This is a genomic window from Neptuniibacter marinus (assembly GCF_965223595.1).
In the GTDB taxonomy this organism is placed as follows: Bacteria; Pseudomonadota; Gammaproteobacteria; order Pseudomonadales; family Balneatricaceae; genus Neptuniibacter; species Neptuniibacter marinus.
Map to the genome: position 1 here is coordinate 69,477 of NZ_OZ245004.1, position 26,147 is coordinate 95,623.

At 43.1% G+C, this 26,147-nt stretch carries 22 protein-coding genes; 10 read left to right on the forward strand and 12 right to left on the reverse strand.

Translation table 11 applies throughout. The features are described 5' to 3' along the window. The first annotated feature begins 303 nt into the window (after positions 1 to 303). Both ACOQOE_RS00360 and ACOQOE_RS00365 read left to right on the forward strand, forming a co-directional pair. On the forward strand, positions 304 to 426 hold the full coding sequence (locus ACOQOE_RS00360) for a hypothetical protein (RefSeq protein WP_269454594.1): 123 nt from the start codon (positions 304 to 306) through the stop codon (positions 424 to 426). Positions 427 to 693: 267 nt separating this feature from the next. Continuing rightward, positions 694 to 984, forward strand: a complete 291-nt coding sequence (locus tag ACOQOE_RS00365) for a hypothetical protein (RefSeq protein WP_067863043.1) — start codon at positions 694 to 696, stop codon at positions 982 to 984. A gap of 62 nt (positions 985 to 1,046) precedes the next feature. On the opposite strand, the gene rpiA is transcribed toward ACOQOE_RS00365, so the two are convergent. Continuing rightward, entirely contained in the window at positions 1,047 to 1,718 is a 672-nt protein-coding gene (gene rpiA / locus ACOQOE_RS00370) for a ribose-5-phosphate isomerase RpiA (protein ID WP_067863047.1), read from the reverse strand. A gap of 162 nt (positions 1,719 to 1,880) precedes the next feature. On the opposite strand from rpiA, the gene ilvA reads away from it, so the two are divergent. After that, positions 1,881 to 3,398: a threonine ammonia-lyase, biosynthetic gene (ilvA, locus tag ACOQOE_RS00375; RefSeq protein WP_420554629.1), complete on the forward strand. Its 1,518-nt coding sequence runs from the start codon at positions 1,881 to 1,883 to the stop codon at positions 3,396 to 3,398. A gap of 14 nt (positions 3,399 to 3,412) precedes the next feature. On the opposite strand, the gene ACOQOE_RS00380 is transcribed toward ilvA, so the two are convergent. The 5 genes from ACOQOE_RS00380 to ACOQOE_RS00400 all read right to left on the reverse strand — a co-directional run bounded on the left by ACOQOE_RS00380 (position 3,413) and on the right by ACOQOE_RS00400 (position 8,184). After that, positions 3,413 to 4,348 (reverse strand): RluA family pseudouridine synthase, encoded by a 936-nt coding sequence (locus ACOQOE_RS00380; RefSeq protein ID WP_420554630.1) that lies wholly within the window; start codon positions 4,346 to 4,348, stop codon positions 3,413 to 3,415. Positions 4,349 to 4,356: 8 nt separating this feature from the next. Further along, a complete protein-coding gene (locus ACOQOE_RS00385; RefSeq protein ID WP_420554631.1) occupies positions 4,357 to 4,857 on the reverse strand; it encodes a hypothetical protein in 501 nt (166 codons plus the stop codon). A 190-nt stretch (positions 4,858 to 5,047) separates the two neighbouring features. After that, the gene (locus ACOQOE_RS00390) at positions 5,048 to 6,445 is read right to left on the reverse strand and encodes a TRAP transporter large permease (protein ID WP_067863055.1); all 1,398 of its coding nucleotides are present in this window, start codon (positions 6,443 to 6,445) and stop codon (positions 5,048 to 5,050) included. Further along, complete coding sequence (locus ACOQOE_RS00395) at positions 6,445 to 7,026, reverse strand: TRAP transporter small permease (RefSeq protein ID WP_303418178.1); 582 nt, start codon at positions 7,024 to 7,026, stop codon at positions 6,445 to 6,447. Before ACOQOE_RS00395 ends, ACOQOE_RS00390 begins: the two co-directional genes overlap by 1 nt. Before the next feature lie 174 nt (positions 7,027 to 7,200). Beyond that, positions 7,201 to 8,184, reverse strand: coding sequence for a TRAP transporter substrate-binding protein (locus tag ACOQOE_RS00400; RefSeq protein ID WP_420554632.1), 984 nt, complete (start codon positions 8,182 to 8,184; stop codon positions 7,201 to 7,203). A 428-nt stretch (positions 8,185 to 8,612) separates the two neighbouring features. Here ACOQOE_RS00400 and ACOQOE_RS00405 point away from each other — a divergent pair, with 428 nt between their 5' ends. Then, the gene (locus ACOQOE_RS00405) at positions 8,613 to 10,223 is read left to right on the forward strand and encodes a methyl-accepting chemotaxis protein (protein WP_067863065.1); all 1,611 of its coding nucleotides are present in this window, start codon (positions 8,613 to 8,615) and stop codon (positions 10,221 to 10,223) included. 115 nt (positions 10,224 to 10,338) lie between these two features. On the opposite strand, the gene ACOQOE_RS00410 is transcribed toward ACOQOE_RS00405, so the two are convergent. Both ACOQOE_RS00410 and ACOQOE_RS00415 read right to left on the reverse strand, forming a co-directional pair. After that, positions 10,339 to 11,703: a sigma-54-dependent transcriptional regulator gene (locus ACOQOE_RS00410; protein ID WP_067863068.1), complete on the reverse strand. Its 1,365-nt coding sequence runs from the start codon at positions 11,701 to 11,703 to the stop codon at positions 10,339 to 10,341. A 21-nt stretch (positions 11,704 to 11,724) separates the two neighbouring features. Further along, on the reverse strand, positions 11,725 to 13,980 hold the full coding sequence (locus ACOQOE_RS00415; RefSeq protein ID WP_420554633.1) for an ATP-binding protein: 2,256 nt from the start codon (positions 13,978 to 13,980) through the stop codon (positions 11,725 to 11,727). A gap of 137 nt (positions 13,981 to 14,117) precedes the next feature. Between ACOQOE_RS00415 and pyk the strand changes: the two genes are divergently transcribed. Further along, positions 14,118 to 15,554: a pyruvate kinase gene (pyk, locus tag ACOQOE_RS00420; protein WP_420554634.1), complete on the forward strand. Its 1,437-nt coding sequence runs from the start codon at positions 14,118 to 14,120 to the stop codon at positions 15,552 to 15,554. A 132-nt stretch (positions 15,555 to 15,686) separates the two neighbouring features. Then, positions 15,687 to 17,291, forward strand: coding sequence for a glutamate--cysteine ligase (gshA, locus tag ACOQOE_RS00425; protein ID WP_067863074.1), 1,605 nt, complete (start codon positions 15,687 to 15,689; stop codon positions 17,289 to 17,291). 70 nt (positions 17,292 to 17,361) lie between these two features. On the opposite strand, the gene ACOQOE_RS00430 is transcribed toward gshA, so the two are convergent. After that, a complete protein-coding gene (locus tag ACOQOE_RS00430) occupies positions 17,362 to 17,766 on the reverse strand; it encodes a flagellar basal body-associated FliL family protein (RefSeq protein WP_067863081.1) in 405 nt (134 codons plus the stop codon). 264 nt (positions 17,767 to 18,030) lie between these two features. On the opposite strand from ACOQOE_RS00430, the gene rsd reads away from it, so the two are divergent. Both rsd and ACOQOE_RS00440 read left to right on the forward strand, forming a co-directional pair. Further along, positions 18,031 to 18,504 (forward strand): sigma D regulator, encoded by a 474-nt coding sequence (rsd, locus tag ACOQOE_RS00435; RefSeq protein ID WP_420554635.1) that lies wholly within the window; start codon positions 18,031 to 18,033, stop codon positions 18,502 to 18,504. A gap of 10 nt (positions 18,505 to 18,514) precedes the next feature. After that, the gene (locus tag ACOQOE_RS00440) at positions 18,515 to 19,492 is read left to right on the forward strand and encodes a WD40 repeat domain-containing protein (RefSeq protein ID WP_420554636.1); all 978 of its coding nucleotides are present in this window, start codon (positions 18,515 to 18,517) and stop codon (positions 19,490 to 19,492) included. Positions 19,493 to 19,586: 94 nt separating this feature from the next. On the opposite strand, the gene ACOQOE_RS00445 is transcribed toward ACOQOE_RS00440, so the two are convergent. Next, a complete protein-coding gene (locus tag ACOQOE_RS00445) occupies positions 19,587 to 20,300 on the reverse strand; it encodes an FKBP-type peptidyl-prolyl cis-trans isomerase (RefSeq protein ID WP_420554637.1) in 714 nt (237 codons plus the stop codon). A gap of 164 nt (positions 20,301 to 20,464) precedes the next feature. Further along, positions 20,465 to 20,947, reverse strand: coding sequence for a TIGR02444 family protein (locus ACOQOE_RS00450; RefSeq protein WP_420554638.1), 483 nt, complete (start codon positions 20,945 to 20,947; stop codon positions 20,465 to 20,467). A 22-nt stretch (positions 20,948 to 20,969) separates the two neighbouring features. Here ACOQOE_RS00450 and abc-f point away from each other — a divergent pair, with 22 nt between their 5' ends. Further along, the gene (abc-f, locus tag ACOQOE_RS00455; protein ID WP_420555453.1) at positions 20,970 to 22,910 is read left to right on the forward strand and encodes a ribosomal protection-like ABC-F family protein; all 1,941 of its coding nucleotides are present in this window, start codon (positions 20,970 to 20,972) and stop codon (positions 22,908 to 22,910) included. 53 nt (positions 22,911 to 22,963) lie between these two features. On the opposite strand, the gene ACOQOE_RS00460 is transcribed toward abc-f, so the two are convergent. Then, positions 22,964 to 24,268 carry an HDOD domain-containing protein gene (locus ACOQOE_RS00460; protein WP_067863096.1) on the reverse strand — a complete coding sequence of 435 codons (1,305 nt, stop codon included), beginning with the start codon at positions 24,266 to 24,268 and terminating at the stop codon, positions 22,964 to 22,966. 121 nt (positions 24,269 to 24,389) lie between these two features. Between ACOQOE_RS00460 and ggt the strand changes: the two genes are divergently transcribed. Beyond that, a complete protein-coding gene (gene ggt, locus ACOQOE_RS00465) occupies positions 24,390 to 26,141 on the forward strand; it encodes a gamma-glutamyltransferase (protein ID WP_420554639.1) in 1,752 nt (583 codons plus the stop codon). The last annotated feature ends 6 nt before the right edge of the window (positions 26,142 to 26,147 follow it).

The window sequence follows — 26,147 nt, forward strand, 5'->3', positions numbered from 1 at the left end:
TGTCAGCTAACGCAAAAAACCACATAAAAAGCAATGATATAGCACCACTATTAAGTGCTAATACACCAATATAAATAACCTATTAAATTTTAAACAATCCTGTTAAAATCCCGCGCAATTGGCGAATCTACTATAGACCACCAAGACAGTTCTATGCACATTAACACGGTTTTAGCCGTTCTCTACACCCTGCCAAAAAGAAGCTCTTAAGGGCTCAGGCTTAACATGGGTTGAAGTCATCTCTATTGATTTACTTCACAGAACAGGCTGGCATCGTTATATCTTTAATTAGGGGTGACTATCATGGCAGAACATAACGAAGATTTCCGCGACTCCTCTGGCTTCTCTTGGATCATTATTAACTTAATAGCTATGGCTTGGATTACTATGCCAGCAAGTATAGCTATTAGCCGAATGACGTTCTAAGTATTATAAGCAACTGATAAAAAAGCATTAGGCTGTTTTTAACTCACTAAGAAAACAGCCTAATATTCCCGCCCCCGCTTATACATCTCTCTATGCGCGACAGCTATCTGCATATCCTTAGTATCTCAACACGAAAAGAGACGGATAGTTTGCTTAAAAGCAGCTAACAGTAAGTCCTATTTAACCTCACCGTAATAAAACCTTAATATCATCTGTAACTGGTTTTTCGACCTTAACTATAGATTGACCCGAATACTTTGGAGTCCCATGGAAAATATAACCCCTATTGCCATTTTACTGAGTTACTGGCTGACCATTGGCCTATTGGCAAAATGGTGCGTAAAAAAAGAACAACCAATTTACGTTGCTTTTGCTATAGGAGCGATTACCTGCGTTATTAGTGCGGGTCTAGTCTTGGGCATATCAAGCATCTATCACGAAAAACTGATGCTGATAAATAACAGCCTAGCAATGACCCTATTTCTTTTTGCAGGACTTGCGATTATGGGTGGTTGGCGCTGTACCGATAGAGTAAAAAAGGCAAGCCGATCAGAATAAGTTATCCATAACAAAAAGCCCCGCAGATGCGAGGCTTTGAGCGATATAAGAGTGCCAGCGAGTTATAGAGTAATTGTCTCTACACCCGTCTCTGTGCCCATCAAGACGACATCAGCACCACGATTCGCAAACAACCCGTTGGTCACTACGCCAACAATGTTATTTAGCTGCGTCTCTAGTTCTTTGGCATGCATAATTTCCATATCATGGACATCTAAAATCAAGTTGCCATTATCAGTAACAAAACCTTCCCGCCACTCAGGCATACCATCTAATTTCACGATTTCACGTGCCACATAAGAACGCGCCATAGGGATCACTTCTACCGGCAACGGAAAAGCACCGAGCACTCCCACCTTCTTAGTACCATCCACAATACAAACAAACTCTTTCGCCACAGCAGCAACAATCTTCTCGCGAGTTAATGCGCCACCACCACCTTTAACAAGGTTTAAACCGGAGTCAAATTCATCCGCCCCATCAACATAAACGTCCATTTCAGAAACAGAATTAAGATCAAACACCTCAATACCATGTCCTTTTAGGCGTTCAGCAGTCGCTTCTGAGCTTGCAACAGCGCCATCAAACATATGCTTTATCTCTGCCAACGCATCAATAAAGAAATTTGCAGTAGAGCCTGTACCTACACCAACAATACTCTCTTTGCTTAGTTTAGGTTTGATGTATTCTACAGCAGCATCGGCAACTGCTTTTTTCATCTCATCCTGCGTCATGATTGGCACCTGTGCTTAACGGGCAGTTAAAACACCCGTATTTGCTAATAAATGTTAATTTCTGCGTAAATTATACGCTGCATCGCCTCCATCGTGTAGACGCAATACCGCTTTGCCTTTACCATTTCTACCCTATTTGGTTTTTCAGATGAAGTTATCCCTATGCCAGACCGTTATATAAAGAAAATTTTAGAAGCCCGCGTTTATGATGTAGCAATAGAAACGCCATTGGATGAAGCCAAAGGCCTGTCTGAACGTCTGGAAAATCGAATTTTACTTAAGCGTGAAGATAAGCAGCCCGTTTTCTCATTTAAGATTCGCGGGGCTTATAACAAAATGGCTCAGCTCACGGAAAAACAAAAAGCATGCGGTGTTGTGGCAGCCTCTGCAGGCAACCATGCGCAAGGCTTGGCAATGTCAGCTAAATACCTCGGTGTTAAAGCAACCATCGTCATGCCAAAAACCACACCCGACGTAAAAGTAAATAATGTACGTCGCTTAGGTGGAAAAGTGGTCCTGCACGGAGATGCATATGACGATGCGTCCAGCTATGCTCAGAAACTCGTCAAAGAGAAGGGAATGACCTACGTGCATCCTTTTGATGACCCTGATGTTATCGCGGGCCAAGGCACTGTTGCCATGGAGATATTACGTCAAGAATCAGGCCCTATAGATGCGATTTTTGTTCCTGTAGGCGGGGGCGGTTTAATCGCAGGTATCGCTGCCTACGTTAAGTACCTTCGCCCAGAGACAAAAATCATTGGCGTCGAATCTGAAGACTCCGCTTGTCTAAAAGCTGCATTAGATGCCGGTAAGCGCGTTACACTGGATCAGGTGGGCATTTTTGCTGACGGCGTTGCTGTTGCCATCATTGGTGAAAATACCTTTGAGGTTGCCAAAAAGTATGTCGATGAAGTAATCACTGTATCGACCGATGAAATTTGCGCAGCGATTAAAGATATCTATGATGATACCCGCTCTATCTGCGAGCCGGCAGGTGCCTTAGGTGTCGCGGGTATGAAAAAATATGTTAACCGAGAGCAATGTTCAGATAAAACACTGATCGCTATAGATTCTGGCGCGAATGTTAACTTTGATCGTTTACGTCATATTGCAGAACGTTCTGAACTAGGTGAAAAACGTGAGGCAATTATCGCCGCACGCATCCCTGAGCAAGCAGGAAGTTTTAAAAAGTTCTGTTCAGCCTTAGGTAAACGTAATATCACCGAATTCAACTACCGCTATAGCGATGATAGCAATGCGATTGTTTTCGCTGGAGTGCAGCTAACGCCCAACAGCAATGACCGTACTGAACTCCTCACTGAACTCCGTGAGCAAGCTTATGAAGTTGAAGACCTAACAGATAATGAGATCGCCAAACTCCACGTTCGTTATATGGTGGGAGGGCACTCACCTGACAGCCTTAATGACGAGGTTATTTATCGATTTGAGTTCCCGGAACGTCCTGGGGCACTGATGAATTTCCTTAGCAAACTAGGTGGTAAATGGAATATTTCCATGTTCCATTACCGTAACCATGGCGCAGCTTATGGACGCGTATTAGTTGGCATGCAAGTACCCAACGCTGAACGCGACCAAGTGGGTAAATTCCTATCTAAAATCGGTTACAACTACTGGGAAGAAACGGACAACACTGCTTACAAACTATTCCTTGGCTAAATCAGGAGAATTAACTACAGGTGCGAATAGGCATCTGTAGTAATTTCCACCTTTTCGTCTGGTAGTGACAGAACAACCTTAACCGCTTCTAATCGCTGATAGGGACTGCTTAGACATTGATAATCCAATGCTGAAAGCCCCTCTGTTAATCGCTGAAGATAATACCGCCCTTGATGAGCATATATTTTATCACCCAAAATGGGATGCCCTAAGTAGGCTAATTGAGCTCTAATTTGATGTTTACGCCCAGTACATAATTCACACTCAATCAGCGTATAGCCTGCTTTACGCTGCAGCACTGTAAATATTGTCTTACTGTATTTAGGCTTTTTAAAAAGATCAGCGCTATCTGGTTCAACAACGTATACCTGACTGCGAATTAAGCTACCCTCTTTTTCTGATAACTCACACTCAAACCGATGAACATCCCAGCTTGGCTCACCACTTACCCACGCATGATAGACTTTTTTTAGCATCAACTGATTAAGTTTAGGCTTCCACTTTCGATCAGCAGCCCGATCTTTAGCAAGCAGAATCACCCCCGCTGTTTCCGTATCCAAGCGATGTAGTAATTGGCACTGATCGTAGACGGTTTCACGCCGAACCAAAGAGATAAGTGTGTGGTAAAGATTGCGCGTGGTACGACTTACAGGTAAAAGATGAGGCTTATAAAGAGCAAGTAGCTCTGTATTTTCCCATAGTAGTTCCCAGCGAGTATCGACAACCTCCTCCTGATGCTCTGGCAGGAAAACTGTCACCTTTTGCCCAGCATCTAAAGCTTGATTTAAAGAAGCCGGTTGATTATCAATAAGAATACGATGAGAACTAGACAGATCGGCTAACTGTGCGCCGTGAGCATCAACTAAGCGGTGACGCAAAAACTGGAAAACTGAACGCTGCGCAGAAAACACCCTGAAGGTTAAGGAAAACTCATCAGATTCAGGAATCATATTTGCCGTTAAGGCATCTCAGGCGAGTGCTCAAAACTCTGTCCAAAAAAAGCTTGTAAGGTAAACAAGAATAACGATGTCACACCCCAAACTAAACCGGTAACAACGCCTAAATCGATAATCCCTCGCCAAGGCTGTTCAAGCTGATGAACAAGAAGAACCATCCCGACAATCCCTAACGTCAAGCAATAGGTCACTATCATCCTTTTACGCACAATGGAGAAAAAGCCCATACAAAACAACGGTGCTAAGAACACTCTTAAAGGGGAGGCGTTCTGAGAAAGATATAAAATACGTGCAGCTACCCGCGGAGCCCAAGCTTTTTGGAATCCACGATAACCTTCAGCAAACCCCATAAAAGCAATAGAAACGGCCATCGCCAACCAATGATACCACTCCAGCTCATATGTGAAGGTTTGCCAACCTATCGAACTTAACCGATAAATCGCACTGCCTAACAATAAACTGATGCCGGTAATACCCCACAGCGCTGCTAAATAACCTAACACCCTAGTATCTCTTTTCTGCCGTAAATAGTTTGAACGGCGGATTATACCTGTTGCAACACGAACTGCCCAATAGTGCTAAATAACAAAGTAGCACTAAACAAAAAAAACCACCGCAAGCGGTGGTTAAATGCACTAATCAACAGATTAGAAATGGGAAGTTTTAAGGGAAACCTCCCAGGGACGAGATTAATTAATAACCATTTAATTGGTCGATATATTCTGGCAGGAATAATGATATCTGAGGAACATAAGTAATCAGCATCAAGAAACCTAAGAGCAAACACAACCAAGGTAGACACGCCTTGATAACCCATATCATGTTTTCCCCGGTTATCCCGGCTGTGACAAAGAGATTGAGCCCCACCGGCGGGGTCAGCATCCCTATCTCCATATTCACCACCATAATGATGCCTAAATGGATAGGATCGATACCCAGCTTCATAGCAATCGGGAACAAGATAGGCGCCATAATCAACAATATTGCTGAAGGCTCCATAAAGTTACCGGCAATCAATAACAAGATATTGACTACGATGAGGAAGCCCCAAGCAGGTAAGCCCCAAGCAATAATTTGCTCAGCAATGGTATGAGGGATACGCTCTGTCGTCAGTACATGGGCAAACAGCATTGCGTTGGCAATGATAAATAGCAGCATCATTGAGACTTTAGATGCATCCAGCAACACTTTACGTACTTCCGGATCACTGATGGACTTAGGAATAGCAATAATCATCTGCACAGAGTTACGTACTGCTGCAGCAATGATATTCTCCCCCGATTTCTGCCAAGGAATGCCTTTCATAGGACCTATATCTCGGTACCCCATCACAGCAATAAAATAGCCATAAACAGCCGCAACCGCCGCAGCTTCAGTTGGCGATGCCACACCACCGTATATAGAACCTAATACGATAATAATCAGCATTAAGCCGCCTAAAGCAATCAAACCCGATTTAGCCAGCGCTTTAAAACCTGGGAAAGGCTGAGAAGGCAATCCTTTAACTCTCGCTACAATATAGATAGCGATCATCAAAATAAGACCCATCATCAAACCTGGAAGAAAGCCCGCCATAAACATGCGCGATGCAGATACTTCTGTAGCTGCAGCATAAACAAGCATCACAATCGAAGGCGGTATCAAAATACCTAAAGTACCCGCATTGGCAATAACGCCCGCAGCAAATGCTTTTGGATAGCCGGAACGCACCATACCTGCGATACAGATAGTACCTATAGCCGCCACAGTGGCAGGCGATGAACCTGATACGGCTGCAAACAGCATACAAGCCATAACCGATGCCATCGCTAAGCCGCCTCGAATATGACCAACAGTATCAACTGCAAAGTTAATCAATCGTTTAGCAACACCACCCGTTGATAGGAAGGATGAGGACAAAATAAAGAAAGGTATAGCGAGTAATGTATAGTGTTCTGATGTCGCTTCAAATAGCTTCAACGAGATTGAAGCAAGGGAATCATTTGAAAACAACAGAATCGTTGTTACAGAAGATAAACCTAGAGCAATAGCGATCGGCATACCGATCAACATGCAACCAAAAAGCATGATAAATAGCACGGCAATAGTCATTATTTATCCCCTTCTTTAGATACTTTCTGGGGCTGCTCATCACCAAGTGCTGTTTCTTTTAGCTCTTTAGCGATCTCCATAGATTCTTCCGCTTCATCAGCAAAATGAAAACCATCTGCTTGATTAGTCACAACCTTCCAGCCTAGTTGCAAGAAACGAATAATTAGTAAAACAAAACCGATGACAAGAATACTCATAGGAATCCACTTAGGTATAGGTAGATCCTCCAACTCAATTCCGATCATTTTCATCTTGCTTAGGTAGATCCAAGAACCGTAAAGAAACAGCCCGCAATAAACCAAGCATAATGCTACGGCCACTAACGTAATAAAACGGTGTGTATTTTGAGGTAATAGTTTTACGAACACATCAACGCCGATGTGTGCACCTACTTTAACGCCGTAAGAGGCACCAAAAAGGACAAACCAAGCCGCAAGAAGAAGCGTTACTTCCTGCGCCCAGTGGATGCCTGCATTAAAACCAAAGCGAGCAATTACTTCAGCAAAAACAAGCAAGGTCATTGAAACTAGAAGCGCAGATAAAAAGCCCTCTTCCAGCTTAGTTACGAGATTACGTACCATAATGGCCCCCGTAGCGACTCACGTCGTTCGATTAGAATAGTTAGGTGAAACAACATTCACAGGACAACTCCAATAAATAATATTGGTTTGTCTGAAGCTCTCCTCTGAATGTGGGAGAGATAGATACCGGGTAGAAGGAGCGAGATTCCTACCCGGTGAGAGTCCCAACTTATATTAGTTGTTAGACGCTTCGGCAGCTTTGATTAGATCGGCACCGATCTGATCTTCAAACTTTTTCCAAACTGGCTTCATCGCTTCAACCCACTGAGCGCGTTCAGCGTCAGAAAGTGTTAGCACTTCAGAGCGTTTAGAATCAATAATCTTCTGCTTATCAGAATCCGCTTTCTGAGCAGCAATAGAATTACCATGTTTAATTGCTTCATCTAGCGCTTTCTTAACTTCAACTTTCAGATTGTTATCCAAGCCCATCCAAAATTCAGCAGAAGTTACCACTAAGTAATCAAGAACACCGTGGTTCGATTCTGTGATGTACGGCTGCACTTCGAAGAATTTTTTCGAGTAGATGTTAGACCATGTATTTTCTTGACCATCAATTGCTTTAGTCTGAAGTAATGTGAATACTTCGGAGAATGGTTTTTTCAATGGTACAGCATCAACCGCTTCAAACTGCGCCTGAAGTACATCAGATGTCATGATGCGGAACTTTTTACCTGACGCATCACCTGGTACTTGTAACGGGTTGCTAGCAGAAAGCTGTTTCATACCATTATGCAGATAACCAAGACCGACAAGGCCTTTCTTCTGCAGAGCATTCAATAATTTCTGGCCTTCTGGACCGTTCTGAAATTTCTCTACCGCTGCCATATCTTTAAATAGGAACGGAAGGTCAAAAATCTGAAGCGTTTTAGTGTACTTCTGGAATTTAGACAGTGAAGGCGCAGCCATCTGCACATCACCTAACAGCATAGCTTCAAGTACTTTGTTATCACCAAAAAGCTGAGAGTTAGGAAATACTTTTACTTCAACCTTACCAGCAAGACGCTCATCAACAAGCTCTTTAAACTTAATTGCCATCTGGCCTTTAGGTGTGTTTTCAGCAACTACGTGTGAGAATTTAATCTCTACTGGAGCAGCGGAAACAGCTTGCGCTCCAAAAGTTAAAGCTAGGGTAGTGACTGCAGCAGTCAGTAAACGCATGTGAAATCTCCTGTTATGGGACTTTTATTTATCGTTCTTGTTTTTAAACTCAGCGCTATTCCACTTTTTTACGCAGACTTGCCTGAATCTATATACCCAATACAGCAAAAAGAAGGCCAACTCAGATAAAAACGTATATCGCTAAGCTGGAGAACCCATAGTTACTGATATAAATAGATAAACTACGGTTTAAAGAAAGCTCTATTCTTGAGCCGAAAACGGCGGATAACCACACATCCAAAAAAAATTTAAGGCGGATACTGACCCCTTTTTTGTAGAACAATAGTGGACGCAAAACCTTTTCCTATAGTTGTTTGATCTGCATCTATCTTATTGAGCTATAAGCGGTATACGAAAATATCACTTCACCTTAGTATAAATATACAGCTAATATGATCCCTAAACCTATGAAAAACAGGAGCTAGAGTGTGAAACTAGATGGCCTTTCAATTCAAACAAAAGTAAACCTCTCATTAGCGGCTGTTTTTCTTATTATCTTAGTCAGCTCCCTAACCGCCATCTATAGAAGTGAATCGGGACTAGTTTCAGAAGTAGTAAAAAAGAACACCAGCGATACAGCAGATTCCTATTTTGACAGTATAAATATACTGATGCTCAGTGGCGCAATGTCGAATCGTGGAGCGCTACAAAAAAAGATTTTAGCGAACCCCGATGTGTTGGAAGCAAGGATTATTCGTGGGGATATAGTCTCCAACATATACGGCCCAGGCACCGCGGATTCAAAAATTGAAGATGAGCTTGATCTTAGAGCAATGGGTGGCGAACATATAGTTGAGGAGGTTAATGATACGCAAGGACACCGCCTCACGATTATTACTCCTATGAAAGCCCTATCTGATTACAAAGGGACCAACTGCTTACTCTGCCACCAAACGGAAGAGGGTAATGTTTTAGGTGCAGTACGCGTAACCTATTCTTTTGAAAATTTAGATAACACCATTCGTAGCAATCTAATTAGCGTTGCCGTCACAGAGCTAGTGCTCTTCATTGGCGGACTCATCCTTATCAGTTTACTTTTGGGTCACCTGGTTATCCGCCCTGTACGCAAAATGGGTAACACTATTAATACCATCCATAAAGATTCTAACCTTAAGCTCAGAATCGAGGTCAACTCCAAAGATGAGATAGGCATGATGTCTAACTCTCTAAATGTCATGTTGGAAGATTTCCACGGCAGTTTAAGCAAAGTAAGTTCCACCGTTCACCAACTAAGTACATCAAGCACCTCGATTAATGATATTGCCGACTTAGCGAATAGCGCAGTTCATAGCCAACAGGTACAAACCGATGCGGTTGCGGTTGCAATGGAACAGATGGAAATATCCACCCAAAATGTAGATACGAATGCCAGCAACACAGTTTCAGCTTCTGATATGGCATTAAAACAAAGCCAAGAAGGTACCCTCATCACCGAGCAGGCACTGAATGCCATCGAGCAGCTAAAAAATAACATTGATCGTGCTCTCGAAGTTATCAACAAACTTGACCAACAAAGTCAGAGTGTCGGCACTGTTCTAGAGGTAATTCAAAAAATAGCAGAGCAAACCAACCTCCTCGCACTTAACGCCGCAATCGAAGCAGCACGCGCTGGTGAGCAAGGCCGTGGCTTCTCCGTAGTTGCAGATGAGGTGCGTACTTTAGCCAGTAAAACGCGCTCCTCCACGGAAGAGATCAATACCATTATCGAAGAACTGCAAGAAAATGCTAAAGACGCAGTAACGGTCATGGATCAAGCACATATTAGCGCTGAGGCGGGTGTCACAAAAGTACAAGAGACCTCTGTGGCTCTTACAAAGATCTCTGACGAGGTACGTAGGATCAACGATATGAACCATATGGTTTCATCTTCAGCAAAAGAGCAAACAGTGATGACTTCCAGCGTAGATACAAGCGTCCAAGAGATTGCTCGAACAGCTGCACAAACCTCATCCCGTGCTGGAAAACTAAATCAAGTGGCCCATGAACTGAATACTTTAGCTGGGCAGCTGGAATCTATGGTGCAGAAGTTCAAACTTTAAAAATACTACAAACCCAAAAGCCCCTAAACCTGAATGTTATAGGGGCTTTTTAGTATATGGGATCTCATAACAGCGATCTAACTCAGTACAAACAACTTAGTTTCACTTATTCGAGCTATTTAAAATCTTTCTTATCTAAGCCATATTTCTTCATTTTGTCGTACAGTGTTTTTCTTGGTAGGCCTAAACTGATTAATGTTTCTTTGATAGACCCTCCACAACGAGATAACTCAGCTTGGATCAACATACGTTCAAATTGGTCTACTTTATCAGGCAAGGTCATATGGTTGCTTGCGTTAACATCAGTAATCGGCCTATTTTCAAAATCGAATGAACAGCTCTCCCCGAGTAATACATAGCGTTCAGCCAAATTACGCAACTCACGCACATTGCCAGGCCAATCATGCATCATTAAACTATGCATCCGTTCAGGGGATAATAAAGGTACCTCTCGGCCATATTGAGAAGATGCTATTAAGGCAAAATGTTGAAATAACATGCCAACATCATCTCTACGCTCACGTAAGGCTGGAATATCAACCCGCACTACATTTAAGCGATAATACAGATCCTCTCTAAATTCACCTCGCTCCGCCGCTTCCTTTAAATCCACTTTAGTGGCGGCGATTACACGCAGATCCAGAGGTATAATTTCATTCGCGCCTAAGCGCTCTATTGACCTATCTTCCAATACCCTCAATAACTTAATCTGCAAAGTCATCGGCATGCTCTCTATCTCATCGAGAAATAGAGTACCTTCATTGGCATATTCAAATTTTCCGATCCGTCGAGCCTTAGCATCAGTAAACGCACCTTTCTCATGCCCAAACAGCTCTGACTCAATTAAATTTTCAGGCACCGCACCACAATTAATCGCTACAAAATTTTTATCGCTACGATAACTATGTTCATGAATATAACGCGCGAGTAGGTCTTTCCCTGTACCGGTTTCACCTAAAATCAAAATATCAGCGGGGGTATCCGCTATGGTATGCACTAAGTTTCGTACTTGGGCAATAGGTCCTGTTTTACCAATAATTCGAGGGCCCGGCACACTTTGCGCTTCAAGCTCCTGCTTTAGACGACGGTTTTCAATAATAAGATGACGCTTTTCTATAGCTCGACGTACCACATCAAGCAACAGCTCAGAGGAAAAGGGTTTTTCTATAAAGTCATAAGCACCGTCACGCATTGCGCTTACAGCCATAGATATATCACCATGTCCAGTAATCAAAATAACGGGCAGCGTGGCATCTAAAGCCACCACTTGCTTCATCAAATCTAAACCATCTATACCGGGTAGATTGATATCGGTAATTAAAATCCCTGGCCAATCAGATGTAATAATATTCAACGCTTGTTCGGCTGTTTCTAGCGCCGTAACGTCATACCCTCCAAGCTCTAAAGCCTGCCCCGCTGCCAAACGGATATGCTTCTCATCATCAACAAGAATAATGGGCAGGGGACTCTGATCACTCATATAAGATTCCAACTATCTATTTTAAGAAATAACATTATCAGGTGCTTGAGCTATAGGTAAACAAATCTTAAAGACAGCACCACCTTGGGGATGATTCTCTACTGATAATTGCCCTCCCATACTTTCAATAATTCGGAATGAGATTGATAGCCCTAAACCTAAACCTTGCCCTGCTTTTTTTGTTGTATAAAACGGTTCAAAAACTCGATTTAAATCATCTTCAGGAACCCCTAGCCCATGGTCTCTCACCAGTAGAACCGTCCACTTTGGTTCGTTATATAGTTCGATATCAACCACGGGGGCCTGTTCGCTTTCCATCGCCTGAAGCGCATTACTGATCAGATTCACTAGCACTTGCTCTAAACGCACAGTATCACCCATTACATAACTACGATCTAAGTCATGTGGCCAGTTAACCTGGGCTTTTACCTTATTAAGGCGGCCATACATTATCGACATAGCCCCATCATGTACGTTTTTAAGACAGACAGGTTCAGCATTTCCTGACGTTTTTCGTGAGAACTCTTTCAATGGATGGATAATTTTAGCCATCCTTTCCGTTAATTTACTTATCTCATTCAAATTCTTTTCAGCCGTATCCGTACGCCCTAGCTTAAGAAAAGCCTGTGCATTATCAGCATAAGTACGAATAGCCGTTAGCGGTTGATTAAGCTCATGGTTAATACCAGCTGACATCTGCCCTAATACCGCCAGTTTTGCCGTCTGAATCAACTCATCTTGTGTATTCTGATGTTTTTCAACCTCTTCCAACAGCTTTCTATTCGCATCTGTTAGATCAGCCGTTCGCTCTTCAACACGGTGTTCAAGAAGCTCTCGAGCATGCTTCAGCTCCTCTTCATACTGCTTACGTTGCGTAATATCGTGGATCGTGACAATAAACCGTTTAATCGCACCATAATCCATATGCCCAATAATTAATTCAATTGGAAAAACCGAACCGTTTTTACGTAAGCCCCGCGCCTCGGTGAATAACTCACTTTGACGATCCTCATCTGATGCGGTCAGATGCTGCCAACAGATTGCTCTATCTTCTTGGGCTAAGAGTTTACTGATATATTCAGATCTAACATTGACCTCATCATACCCAAATAGCTTCTCACCCATAGAGTTCATGCTTTCAATCCGCCCTTGAGCATCTAAGGTAATCAAGCCCGCTTGGGTATTATCAATTATCGCCCTAACTCTCGTTTCATTCTCTTCTAGTGCTTTTGTTTCAAGTAATTTAAAACGTGCCCGCTCCCGAGTAATACGCTGTCGAGTCAGTAATACCATGATCAACAAAACTAAGGCGATAAAGATAAACCCTATAGTCAAAGCGGTATAAAACATTTTAACTTTGACAGACTTAGTACTCGCTAAGACAACAACCGTAAGACCGCTATCTTCTAAGTCTCTACTTTGTAGAAGAAATTCTTTCGCTTGAACCCCGTCTAAGGCTTCGTTATTGATCCTATCCCCATCCACCAGTGTGACGAGTGTACCGCCCTCTTCACGCTCTTTTTTCTCAATAATATCTAGGGCTGTTAATTGGTGATCCCCGTACCTTAAACTTTCTGCTATTCGCTGAACCGTTTGTTGAGATAAAGGTTTAAGGGTTCGAAACTTCCAGTCGGTCTGAGTTGATATAAAAATCACCCCATCTTCATCTGTTACTAAGATGTCTAAATCAGGGTCTGTCCAATCCGATTCAATCTCATTTAAATCAATTTTAACAACCACGACACCAATAATTTGATGATGCTCGTAAACTGGGTAGGAAAAGTAATAGCCTCTTTTTTTCGACACAGAGCCTAACGCAAAATAACGCCCTGCTTTTCCTTCCATGGCATCTTTAAAGTAGGGCCTAAACGCATAGTTATTACCTACAAAAGAGCGCTCATTCGCCCAATTGCTTGCAGCAATAGTCAGCCCGAGGTTATTCATCAAATACACATCTGCAGCATTGATCGATTGATTAACCTGTTCCAGATAGATATTAGCCCGCTGTGTCGATAAATTATCCGGCCATTGAAGCGCATCGGTCAAAGTAGAATGAGATGATAAAAGTTTAGGTAGGTCTTTATAGCGATCCAACTTTTGCTGAAGGCTCAAAATATAACGGTTTAAATCAGCACTAGAACGATGCTGTAGCTCATCCAGCCCTTGAGTACGACTGATTAAGGTTGTTTGCACAACAACAACGACAAAAGTAGAAACCAGAAAGGTCACGAATAGCAATCGGTAACGACGCCAAGTTGTCGATAAAATATGAGACATAAATTTATGGCCAGTGAGGTTATCTGCTCGTTTATTAAAGCTCTTTTTATACTTAGTATCTAGAAATACTTAATTCGTACACTTAGTAGCACTATACTAGAGTCTAATGTTTCTCAAATACGGAGCAAATTTTTCTCATGTTGAAACGTACAAAAATTGTTGCCACTTTAGGCCCATCCACTGACCAGCCTGGTGTATTGGAAGAGATTCTTCGTAATGGGGTAAACACAGTCCGCCTAAATTTCTCCCATGGCAGCGCAGCAGATCACCGAAAAAGAGCCAGTGACATTAGAAAAACAGCACGTAAACTGGGATTATCCATCGCAATACTTGGTGATTTGCAAGGTCCAAAAATTCGTATTGCTCGTTTCAAAGATGATCGCATTACTCTTAAGAAAGGTGATCAATTCACATTAGATGCACAACTCGGCAACCAAGATGGCAACCAACAGCAAGTTGGAATTGATTATAAAGCGCTTCCAGAAGACAGTTCGGCTGGAGATATTTTGCTGTTAGATGATGGCCGCGTGCAGCTCAAAGTTTTGAGCATTGATGGAAGCCGAATTCTGACAGAAGTTGTGATTGGCGGCCCACTTTCAAATAATAAAGGCATCAACCGTCAAGGCGGTGGCCTTTCTGCTGCCGCCCTAACAGAAAAAGACAGAAGAGATATTAAAGTTGCTGGCGAAATCGATATGGACTACATCGCCGTATCGTTCCCTCGTAATGCAGAAGACCTGCACGAAGCCCGTAGATTATTGGATGAAGCGGGAAGCCGTGCGGAGATAATTGCTAAAATTGAACGTGCAGAAACCGTTGCCAGCAATGAAGCGCTAGATCAAATAATCCTTGCCTGTGACGGTATTATGGTTGCCCGTGGTGATCTAGGAGTAGAAATTGGGGATGCGGAACTTATCGGTGTACAAAAACATCTGATTCAACGCTCCAGAGAACTAAACCGCTTTGTCATTACCGCAACACAGATGATGGAGTCTATGATCGAAAACCCAATGCCAACCCGTGCAGAAGTTTTCGATGTTGCTAACGCTATCCTTGATGGAACCGATGCCGTCATGCTGTCAGCAGAGACCGCAGCAGGTCAACACCCTATAGAAGTCGTTAAATCAATGACCTCTATATGCCAAGGCGCGGAGAAACATCAAATAGCACGCCCAATGGAGACAAATATCTCCATAAAAATGGAACGTTTTGACGAAACTATCGCACGGTCTGCAATGTATACGGCTAACCATCTCATCGGTGTAAAAGCGATAATCTGCCTAACAGAATCAGGGTCTACTCCATTATGGATGTCACGTATCCGCTCGGGCTTACCTATATTTGCGCTAACTCGCAATGAAAGAACTATGCGCCGCACCGCACTTTATCGAGGTGTTGAACCGATCTTCTTTGATGCAACCCAGATCAGCGAGGATAAACTTAATACCGAAGTCCTTGCAGGTCTCAAAGCACGTAATCTACTCCAAACCGGCGATCTTGTTATCCTTACCCGTGGCGCAACTTTAGGAAAAGATGGCGGCACCAACTCAATGCAGGTATTAAGCGTACCCTGAGCCATTTTCATTAGAGCAGGTATTTTCTTTACCTGCTCTAATGAATTATTTCATTTAAATCCGGTCAATATTGCGAACAATTCGTTTCATTGCAGCAATTTAGCGTTTGCTCAATTATAATGCCCCCCTTCAATGAGTGACTTAAAGGATCAGCGTTTGTCTTCCACAACATCCTATTCCCAACTACAGCAGAAGCTCAGCTGGTTAAAAGAAAGTGGCCACGTTAATTTATTAACTCAGCTTCAGCATGGTTTAGAGAAAGAAGGTTTACGTGTAGATCTTGATAAAGAACTCGCACAAACTTCTCATCCTGTAGCCCTTGGGGCTGCTCTTACTCACGAATATATAACTACGGATTATTCTGAGTCGTTACTGGAGTTTATTACCCCAGTCTTTGAGCAGTCATCTGATGCATTACAATTTTTGGCGGATCTACATCGCTACACCTACCAAAATTTGGACGAAGAGCTGATCTGGCCAGCCAGTATGCCATGCCACCTTTTAGATGAATCAATAATTCCAATTGCCCGTTACGGCGATTCCAATGTTGGGAAGATGAAATACATCTATCGCGTAGGTTTAGAAAACCGCTACGGTAAGATGATGCAAACCATTGCCGGTATTCACTATAACTTTTCAATGCCTACCGACTTTTGGCCGATACTCCAAACCTACATGGGCGACAGCGGCTCCCTGCAAGAGTTCAGATCAGCCTCCTATTTTAGCCTTATAAGAAACTTTCGCCGCTACTCTTGGTTATTAATCTATTTATTTGGTGCATCACCTGCGCTTTGTAGCTCTTTCCTAAAAGGGAAGAAACACGCACTAGAGAGCTTATCAGGAGATACCCTCTATCTGCCTTATGCAACCTCTTTACGCATGAGTGATTTGGGTTATTCCAACAAAGCACAAGCGGGCCTTAATATCTGCTTTAACCACTTACATACTTATGCTAGCTCACTGAACCGAGCGATCCGCACACCCTACGAACCTTATGAAAGCTTAGGTGTTAAGGTCGATGGGCAGTACAAACAGTTAAACGCTAACGTACTGCAAATTGAGAATGAATATTACAGCGATATCCGTCCTAAGCGTGTGACACAATCTGGCGAAAAGCCTGTACACGCATTGATTGCTCGCGGCGTGGAATATATCGAAGTACGTAATACCGATATAAATCCATTTTTACCTCTAGGTATAGATCAATGCCAAGCTGATTTCTTAGACACCTTCTTGCTAACTTGCCTTCTAATGGAAGAAAGAGAGATTAGCACCGAAGAGTGCGATCAGATTAGTGAAAACCACCAGCGCGTTGTTAGCCGAGGCCGAGAACCAGGGTTAACGCTTCTCAAAAATGATCAGGAGATCGCTCTAGACCAATGGGGTAGTGAACTATTGCTAAAGATGCAACAAACAGCCGCTCTATTGGATGAAGCTTACGGAAGTACGAACTACGTACAATCGGTACAAGAACAACAAAAGAAATTAGACAATCCAGAACTCACTCCTTCAGCACAAGTACTAAAAGTAATGCGTGAGCAAAACCTAAGTCATAGCGAATTTGTTATGCAACAAGCCAAACTGCATAAACAAGCGCTCTTGTCTGACCCTATTGATCAGAACATGGAAGTTAAACTGAGAGATATGCAAGGTGACTCTCTGCAAGAACAGCGTGAGATTGAAGCGACTGACAGCCAAGATTTCGATAGTTATCTAGCTGAATACATGTCAAATTAAAGAGTTATATCTTGGAATAAAAAATGCGGGCTTAGCCAGCATTTTTTATTCCAACGAACAATATATAAGCTTACTGAACAACAAAGCTGGTAAAAAACAGGTCAGACACAAAGCTCTCGCTTTCTTCTGCAATAAGAACATCCTGTACGACTTTCAACGCTTTTTTAGCCAATATATTTTGTGCTTCAATCGTCCCAACCGTTTCATCATTTTGAGAACTTAACAAAAAGACCAAATCATTTCTGATTTGCGGCATGTGAGCATTAACCGCATGATGTGCCGATTCACTCGAAACTTGAATTGTTACTTCGCATTTAAGAAAACGAGGTTTACCTACACCATCCAAGTTCGTTGTGAATGACTTCAATTCGATATAGTTCACATAATCTTCAACTGTTTTCTCTGTATCACCTTCAGCCCAAGCCAACTGCACAGAAAAAACCAATACCATTAATAAAGCCAGTCGTTTAAACATTTATCGCCCCGTAAAATCCAACAATATTCCGAGTATAACCCGCTCAGGTAATGCCCAACAGCCGCTCTGGAGAATATTTTCACTCAAGTACAGAAAAATAGCACTGGAACCATGAAGCAACTCAATAAAAATGCGTTTTTCAGACAATGGCTGTTGCGCCTTGAAACAGCTTAGGAATATGATGGTTAAACCAAAGAGCAAAAGTATTGTTACAAACTTATTCTTATATGACTGCCTAAATTAAAGGCAGCAAAGGAGCGCATAATGTTAGAAAAATGTAAGAGCGCTAAGGAACGTTGGGGCGGTGTCAGCGAAATTATTGATAATTGGTTAGAGGGACGGCAGCGATTGATCAGCCTATTTGTCCATCTACCTGAACAACCAATCGATGATGAACTCAATCTACGTGTTCAAACCTTCTGCCAAGTAATGATGGATTACCTCTCTTCTGGACACTTTGAAGTTTATGAACAGCTACTACTTGAAGGCAGTGACTTCGCTGACGGTAGTTTAGAAGAGGGTCAAGAACTCTTACCTAAAATTCAGGTAAGTACGGACATTGCTCTAGACTTCAATGATAATTTTTCGACTTTATCTGAGCCGACCGTACAGACAATCAGAGAGTTCTCTGAGAATTTATCTAAACTCGGTGAAGCATTAGAGGAACGTTTTGAGTTAGAAGATAAAATGATCGCTGTACTGCATACTTCTCATCAAGATGCTGTAGTGGCTGAGTAAGGATTAAATCATGCCGCGTGTCGTAAAATCTATTCTAGCCGCTAGTGGTTTACTCGTCCTTGCAGGGTGTGACAGCGGCGATGCACCCTCAGCATGGAAAGAGTACGCCCTCCGAGGGGCGTACACGGCAAGCATATCCACAGAAGGAACCTACAGCGTGATCGGCTCATTCGATCACGGTGGAAGTTTATGGGAACTCGACAACCACGAGCGTCTCTACAATTGGAATCATCGAGCAAATACACCTTCTATTATTGCCGCGACCGCCTTCTCTCCTGAAGAGAGTTATGCCGCCACAGCGGACCAACAGAATCTTGTTCTTTGGAGCCTAAGCACAGGTCAGGCAGAAGGGTTCTGGAGCTCTCCAGCCGAAATCATGCAAATGGATCTATCACCCAATGGCAATTATGCTCTTTTAGGATTAGCTAACCATACCGCCGTTTATTTTGATGTGAAAAGAGGTGGGGTTAAACGGACATTTCGCCATGATGCAAGAGTAAGGAGCGTCGATCTAAGCGATGATGGTTCTTTAGCTTTAACGGGATCAGACGCTTACAAAGTCAAACTCTGGAGTGTTGAAACCGGCGAACTACTACAAGAGCTAACCTTAGGAAATGTAGTCGATACCGTTGTTCTTTCACCTAATAAAAAAACGGCCTTTAGTTCAGGTAGTTTGGATAAAGCGATTCTCTGGGATATTGATTCAGGTAATGAAATTCATACACTGAGCAACATCGCTAGTTTTTCTCAAAAGAGAATCAGTTATCTCAGTGCCCGTTTTTCCCCTGACAGCCAACAATTACTCACAGGCACCGCCTCAGGTTTAGTGCAATTATGGGATGTAAACACCGGGGAAGAGCTAAAAAGCTGGAGAGTTCACCGCAGAGACACCTACGGCCCAGTGCAAGCTGGAGTCTATGCCGTTGGCTTTGGCCAAGGAGAATATTATGCCCTTGCCTCTAATGGCATAATGAACGAACTGAAATAATAGTTCGATAAAAGCACCGCGCACTACATAACAAAAAAGGCCGCAACATTATTAAATAATGTTGCGGCCTTTTTATTAATCCAAAGAGAAGAGGTTATTTAGTTTCTTCTTTTGCTTCTTCAGCTTTTGGATTAATTTCAAGTAACTCAACTTCAAAGATCAGTGTTTCGTTCGGCCCAATAGCACCGCCCATACCACCAGGTCCATAAGCTAGCTCAGATGGAATAACTAAGCGTGCTTTACCACCCTCTTTAATAAGCTGTAGACCTTCAGTCCAGCCTGGAATAACACCATTCAGAGGGAAAGAAACAGGCTCTTTACGCGCATAAGAACTATCAAACTCAGTCCCATCAATCAACGTACCACGGTAATGAACTTTTACTATATCTTCAGCCGTTGGCTTTTTACCTTTACCCGCCGTTAGCTCTTCATACTGAAGACCTGATTTAGTTGTTTTGACAGCTTTCTTTTTGCCATTTTCTGCAAGGTACTTTTTACCTTTTTCCAGATTGTTTTGGCTTAACTCATCAAATTTCTTTTTCTGTTCGGCAACTTGACGCTCTTGGAAAGCTTTCATAATCTCTCCAACTTGATCGGGTGTCAGCTGTGGCTCTTCACCAGCATAAGTCGTCTTGGCAGCAGTGATGAAAGTATCAAAATCGAGATTAGAAATCGTTTTAAGTTGCTCGCCTACCATTAACCCAACGCTGTAGCTAACTTTCTGTTCTTCAGTTTTTAGTTCTACCGCTGTAACAGCTGGAGAGATTAACGCGGCACTAAGAGCAACCGCTAATAAAGTTTGTTTCATCTGTTCTTATCCTTATTTATTATTCATTGGAAGTCCGTATTTATAGATAACTTCCTAATAACCAAAACCATTCAAGGGCCAATGCAAACGTCTTTCCAGTCCACTTCAGTGTTGCTTAGTCCACGATTAAACCGCAAAGTTCACTCGTAAACCACCCCATTTATTCATAAGTAGTGATTTAGTGCTGAAAAAATAGGTCCAATTGCTAATTCAAGCTCCGGGCTCAATTCAACATTCACTTCTGCTATATACTGCTCAAGATTAATTTGTACTAAATAGCGTGAGCCTTTAGGCTGCATATAGAGTTTCTTTTGCTGATATAACATAGCCAATTCAACCTGCTCACAGGCAAGTTCAGCTTGTTTCAATTTATCATAACATTCAGCGAATGCTCCACAATCAGCCTTCTGCTCCCGCACCCGAAAGCGTATATCCCTCAATGCACCTGTGACCTCAAGCTGCCACTGATCAGCATCATCACTTGCACCAACCTCCGTTTTTTCACCTTGGCAGCCACACCAAACGGCATAGATAACCCGATTGATACTCAAACCAAATTGATCTTGCAGTAACAAACAAGCCGATTCAATACCGGGTTGTTGATAAAAATTGAGCGCAAAGTCCCATAGATCGTTTTTCAATTGCATCTGTATGTTAAAATCCGCCGCCATGATTCAATTACAAAAAGTAAGCTTACAACGCGGCCATAACATTTTGCTAGAGCAGGCCGACTTAACACTACACCCTGGCTGGAAAGTAGGGCTTGTGGGTGCCAATGGCGCAGGCAAAACTTCGCTATTCAAACTGATTTTAGGTGAACTCCACTGCGATAGTGGTGATTTAGAGCTACCAGGGGGATTACGTATGTCCCATATGGCTCAAGAAGTCCCTACATCCTATAGGTCAGCGCTTGAGTATGTGTTAGACGGTGATATTGAACTGCGTAAAGTCCAAAACCAATTAGCCCTCGCGGAACAAGAGCATCAACATTCCCGTATTGGCGAGTTACATGCCGAGCTAGACAATCTCGATGGTTATACAGCTGAATCTCGTGCAGCACAGTTACTGTCTGGACTTGGCTTTAGCCATACCGATATTACCCGCGGCGTAAAAGAGTTTTCAGGGGGTTGGAGAATCCGTTTAAATCTAGCGCAGGCACTGATGTGTCCCTCTGACCTTTTGTTGCTCGATGAACCCACCAACCATTTAGACCTAGATGCCACAATCTGGCTAGAGCAGTGGCTTCGACAGTACCCTGGGATGCTTATTCTTATCTCCCATGACCGCGACTTTTTGGATAATGTTGTCACTCATATTACCCATGTAGAACAGAAGAAGTTGCTGCTATATAAAGGTGGATACTCAGCGTTTGAACGCCAACGAGCAGAGCGCTTAGCTCAACAACAAGCGGCCTTCGTTAAACAGCAGCAGCGAATTAGCGAAGTAGAAGATTTTGTCCGCCGTTTTCGTGCAAAAGCGACAAAAGCAAAACAAGCACAAAGCCGTATAAAAGAGCTAGAGCGCATGGAGAAGATTGCACCTGCGCACATTGATAGCCCTTTCAGTTTTCAGTTTTGCTCTTCTGATAAGATGTCCTCACCCTTGCTCACATTATCCGATGCTGAATGTGGATATGATGGAAAAACGGTACTCAACAAAAGTTCGCTTTCTCTAACACCGGGAACACGTATTGGCCTGCTTGGCCCTAATGGCGCAGGCAAATCCACCTTAGTTAAAACCTTGGTTGGTGACTTAGCGCTCTGCAATGGGGAGCGGCAGGAGAGTGATAATTTACAAATAGGTTATTTTGCCCAACATCAGCTTGAAGCTTTAGATATGGCGGCATCCCCTCTACTCCATATCAAACGGATAACGCCCAATGCTTCAGAGCAAGAAATCCGCAATTTTTTGGGTTCCTTTGGTTTTATAGGCGATCGAGCATTAGAGCCTGTACAGAATTTCTCCGGCGGTGAAAAAGCACGTGTTGCCCTCTCTATGATCGCTTGGCAAAAGCCGAATCTATTATTAATGGATGAGCCGACCAACCATCTCGATCTTGAAGTTCGTCACGCGCTCACACTCGCCCTGCAATCATTTGAGGGGGTACTCATTTTAGTCTCCCATGACCGCCACCTGCTTAGGAATACTGTTGATGAGTTCTTATTGGTCGCTAATGGCCAAGTATCAGAATTTAAAGGTGATTTAGATGATTATCAAAACTGGCTTTTAGAACAGAAACGCCAAGACCAAAAGGCTGAAGCCGACGCCTTCTCTAGGGAAAAAACGGACGAGAAAAAATCTCTCTCGGCAACTGAACGAAAAGAGCAAAAACGCTTAGCCGCGGAACGTAGAAATCAACTACGACCTATCAAGAAGCAAATTGAAAAACTCGACGCTGATATGGAGAAACAACACGAGCAGTTAACAGCAATAGAAGCGGCGCTCAGTGAAAGCTCAATCTACGAAGCGGTAAATAAAAACAAACTGAAAGAGCTCCTGCAGCAACAAGCTAGTTTAAAGCAACAAGCAGAAATAACAGAACTTGAGTGGATAGAACAACAAGAAGCTCTGGAACGTTTAGAAGAAGAACTCAGCGAATTGGAAAAATAACACCCACAGCCACGGGGATCATTATGCGACACCGTGGCTGTAGTCCAGAGAGCCTAATCACCCAATATTTTAGTTAACTCTTTGATATTATTTTCATTACGCATTAGCTCCTGCAGCGTCTCAGCCACTTCATCTTCATTTAAGCCTAGCTCTTGGTACAACTCATCAGGTATCTTATTTACAGGCCCATCACTAAGTCCTTGCTGCCGAAGTAAGCGATTGGATAGATAGAGCAGTTTAGCGTATTGCTCATGCTCACCTTTGTACTCCAGATTATTTTGCTGCCTAATCGCGACAGTTACAGGCTCTGGAAGATCCCAGTTCGCCAACAACCAGCTCCCTATTTGCTCTCGAGTAACACTCAAAATTTGCTTCTCTATCGCATCTAAAGCGAAGTGTGGATTAGCCTCAATATAACGGGAAAGCAATGAAAAATGAGGAGGAAAAAGATGCGCTAACAACAAATAGCCGAAATTATGTAGTAAGGCAGACAGATACACTAAGCCCGGCAGTGGACGATCATCCGTCGCCATCATACGACAAAGCTTCTCTGCAAGGCTCGCATTATAGACCGCTTGCATCCAATAGGGGGTCGCACCACGAGGTAAGTCATCGGGAATAGTCAACATCTGTCCCATTGCCGTACCTAACGCCATATTGATCACAAGATCAAAACCAAGAACTCGAATCACGGCATCATCAATAGAATGCACATCCCCAGGTGCTGCATAGTAAGGCGAAGCCGCCCAACTCATAACCTGAGCAGACAAGCTAGGATCGAGTTTCACCACAGGAACTAATTCTTTAACACCCGCCTCGGGATCCGAGCGTAACATAATAATTTTCTTAACCGTTGGCGGCAACGATGGTAAGCCCAACGTATCTTCAAGTCGCTGCTGTATACGCAAAACCGTAAAACGCTCCACGGCCTTAGAGATCACAGCAGTATCACTACCTTCCGGCTGAAGCTCTGTAATCTGATCCAAAGTCAGCCCCAACTCTAAACGCTGGCCCATTTCCAACTGCTCAACGATAGCAATAAAACTTAATCCCGAATGAGGTTCAATTAGCTCCAACTGCTCATGCTGCAAGCATTCTGAAGCGATAAACAACTTCAATGAAAGCAGTTTGGCTTGCCCATCAGGGAAATTCAATGCATCTTGGCTAAAATATCGGCTTGCATCTTCACCTTTAACCGGCTGAAGCTGACGCTCGGTTTTTTTCCAAATCGCAACAAGGTTAAGGAGCGAATTAGCTGGTAATATAGCTAACGCTTTTCCTTCAGCATCATGCAATAACACTAATCGGAACTGCGGCAGTTCACCGCGTTTTTCCTGAACGCATACACCTACTGACAATTTCCTTTCTCCAAATGCTAGTCTTAGCTTAATGTTAAGAGTAGATTATTAGTAACACTTTTAGAAAGCAAAACTCTTGATTAATTATTCACTTATAAGTGCAATTTTTACCATTTTAACTATGAACTTACCGCACATACATCGAATTGTACTACTTTTTCTTCTATTTTCGCCTTCAATAACTTATGCAGTTAAGGAAGACTTAGCACCTGAAAATAGTACAGGGCTTCAAAAAAACATTATTTCAAGTGAATATAACTCCCTTGTTGTCACAGCCAATCCCCACGCAACAAAAGCCGGTTTACATATACTCAAACAAGGCGGTACTGCTGCGGATGCAGCTGTTGCCATTCAGGCAATGCTCACCTTAGTTGAACCACAATCATCTGGTATTGGTGGCGGAGCCTTTCTCTTATATTGGGATCAAACAACCGAAAAGCTAGTTGCCTTTGATGGTAGAGAAACAGCCCCTCTCGCGGCTAATCCACAACTATTCTATCGTAACAAAAAACCTATGCGCTGGGTTGATGCACTTGTGGGTGGACGTTCTGTGGGTACACCTGGTGTACTAAAAATGCTGGAGCTAACACAATCTAAGTACGGTAAACGGCCATGGAAAACCTTATTCAATGATGCAATTAACCGATCAAAAGAGGGCTTTAAAATAAGCCCTCGCCTGCACAAATTAATCGCTAGCGGCATTAACCCAGGCTTAAATAGATATCCGGAAGCACGAGAGTATTTTTATCTAAAAGACGGCTCACCATTACCTACTGGTTTTCTTCGCAAAAACCCTGCTTTGGCCGATAGCCTTGAGCTGATTGCCCAACAAGGGAGTTCAGTCTTTTATCAAGGCACTATAGGCACTAAAATCGTCAGTCAGGTTCAAAACGGAACAGATAATCCCGGCTTACTCAGTACCGCTGACCTAAAGCAGTATAAAGCGATTGAGCGCGCCCCCATTTGCTTACCCTACCAAGCGTATAAAGTTTGTGGTTTTCCACCCCCCACATCCGGCGGCGTAACTGTCTTACAGATATTGAAGTTGCTAGAGCATACAAACTACTCAGCACTCGCACCTGACAGTTCAACCGCGAAGCACCTATTTACACAAGCATCACGTCTCGCCTTTGCTGACCGTGGTCGTTATTTAGCTGATAGTGATTTTGTTGATGTGCCGGTTTCCGGCCTATTAAATGAAAACTATATTCAGCAACGTGCCCAGTTAATCAATCCCAGCAAAGATATAGGCACCTTAGCACCGGGACGCCCTCAAGGGGTAAATACTGCATGGCAAGACGACCAATCACCGGAGCTTCCCTCCACCAGCCACTTTGTCGTTGTAGATCAATGGGGTAATGCGGCCTCTATGACAAGCAGCATAGAGATGGCGTTTGGATCTACACTCATGGCGGGGGGCTTCCTACTCAACAACCAGTTGACCGATTTCTCATTTACTCCTGAAAAACAAGGTCGTTTAATTGCCAATAGAGTTCAACCGGGCAAGCGCCCACGTAGCTCTATGTCTCCTTTTATGATATTTGATTCGGAGGGCAAGCTATATGCCGCTGTTGGCTCACCCGGCGGGAGCCGTATTATTAGTTATGTTGCAGAAAGCTTATTAATGATGCTGAATACAGAGTTACCGTTGCAGCAAGCAATCAATACACCCCACGTCAGTAACCGTAATGGCATTACAGAATTAGAGGCAGAAACGGCAGCCACACAGCTGGTTGAGCCGCTGAGTCAAATGGGACATGAAATAAAAATTCGTGATCTCAACAGTGGATTACATGCATTTCGCCGTACAGATAATGGTAAATGGGAAAGTGGTGTTGATAATCGAAGAGAGGGCTTAGCCTTAGGCCAATAAGTATAA

Excerpts from the sequence above, each read along its gene's own strand:
- ACOQOE_RS00360 (WP_269454594.1), top strand. The coding sequence starts at position 304 with ATGGCAGAACATAACGAAGATTTCCGCGACTCCTCTGGCTTCTCTTGG.
- ACOQOE_RS00365 (WP_067863043.1), top strand. The coding sequence starts at position 694 with ATGGAAAATATAACCCCTATTGCCATTTTACTGAGTTACTGGCTGACC.
- rpiA (WP_067863047.1), bottom strand. The coding sequence starts at position 1,718 with ATGACGCAGGATGAGATGAAAAAAGCAGTTGCCGATGCTGCTGTAGAA.
- ilvA (WP_420554629.1), top strand. The coding sequence starts at position 1,881 with ATGCCAGACCGTTATATAAAGAAAATTTTAGAAGCCCGCGTTTATGAT.
- ACOQOE_RS00380 (WP_420554630.1), bottom strand. The coding sequence starts at position 4,348 with ATGATTCCTGAATCTGATGAGTTTTCCTTAACCTTCAGGGTGTTTTCT.
- ACOQOE_RS00390 (WP_067863055.1), bottom strand. The coding sequence starts at position 6,445 with ATGACTATTGCCGTGCTATTTATCATGCTTTTTGGTTGCATGTTGATC.
- ACOQOE_RS00395 (WP_303418178.1), bottom strand. The coding sequence starts at position 7,026 with ATGGTACGTAATCTCGTAACTAAGCTGGAAGAGGGCTTTTTATCTGCG.
- ACOQOE_RS00400 (WP_420554632.1), bottom strand. The coding sequence starts at position 8,184 with ATGCGTTTACTGACTGCTGCAGTCACTACCCTAGCTTTAACTTTTGGA.
- ACOQOE_RS00410 (WP_067863068.1), bottom strand. The coding sequence starts at position 11,703 with ATGAGTGATCAGAGTCCCCTGCCCATTATTCTTGTTGATGATGAGAAG.
- ACOQOE_RS00415 (WP_420554633.1), bottom strand. The coding sequence starts at position 13,980 with ATGTCTCATATTTTATCGACAACTTGGCGTCGTTACCGATTGCTATTC.
- pyk (WP_420554634.1), top strand. The coding sequence starts at position 14,118 with ATGTTGAAACGTACAAAAATTGTTGCCACTTTAGGCCCATCCACTGAC.
- gshA (WP_067863074.1), top strand. The coding sequence starts at position 15,687 with ATGAGTGACTTAAAGGATCAGCGTTTGTCTTCCACAACATCCTATTCC.
- ACOQOE_RS00430 (WP_067863081.1), bottom strand. The coding sequence starts at position 17,766 with ATGTTTAAACGACTGGCTTTATTAATGGTATTGGTTTTTTCTGTGCAG.
- rsd (WP_420554635.1), top strand. The coding sequence starts at position 18,031 with ATGTTAGAAAAATGTAAGAGCGCTAAGGAACGTTGGGGCGGTGTCAGC.
- ACOQOE_RS00440 (WP_420554636.1), top strand. The coding sequence starts at position 18,515 with ATGCCGCGTGTCGTAAAATCTATTCTAGCCGCTAGTGGTTTACTCGTC.
- ACOQOE_RS00445 (WP_420554637.1), bottom strand. The coding sequence starts at position 20,300 with ATGAAACAAACTTTATTAGCGGTTGCTCTTAGTGCCGCGTTAATCTCT.
- ACOQOE_RS00450 (WP_420554638.1), bottom strand. The coding sequence starts at position 20,947 with ATGCAATTGAAAAACGATCTATGGGACTTTGCGCTCAATTTTTATCAA.
- abc-f (WP_420555453.1), top strand. The coding sequence starts at position 20,970 with ATGATTCAATTACAAAAAGTAAGCTTACAACGCGGCCATAACATTTTG.
- ggt (WP_420554639.1), top strand. The coding sequence starts at position 24,390 with ATGAACTTACCGCACATACATCGAATTGTACTACTTTTTCTTCTATTT.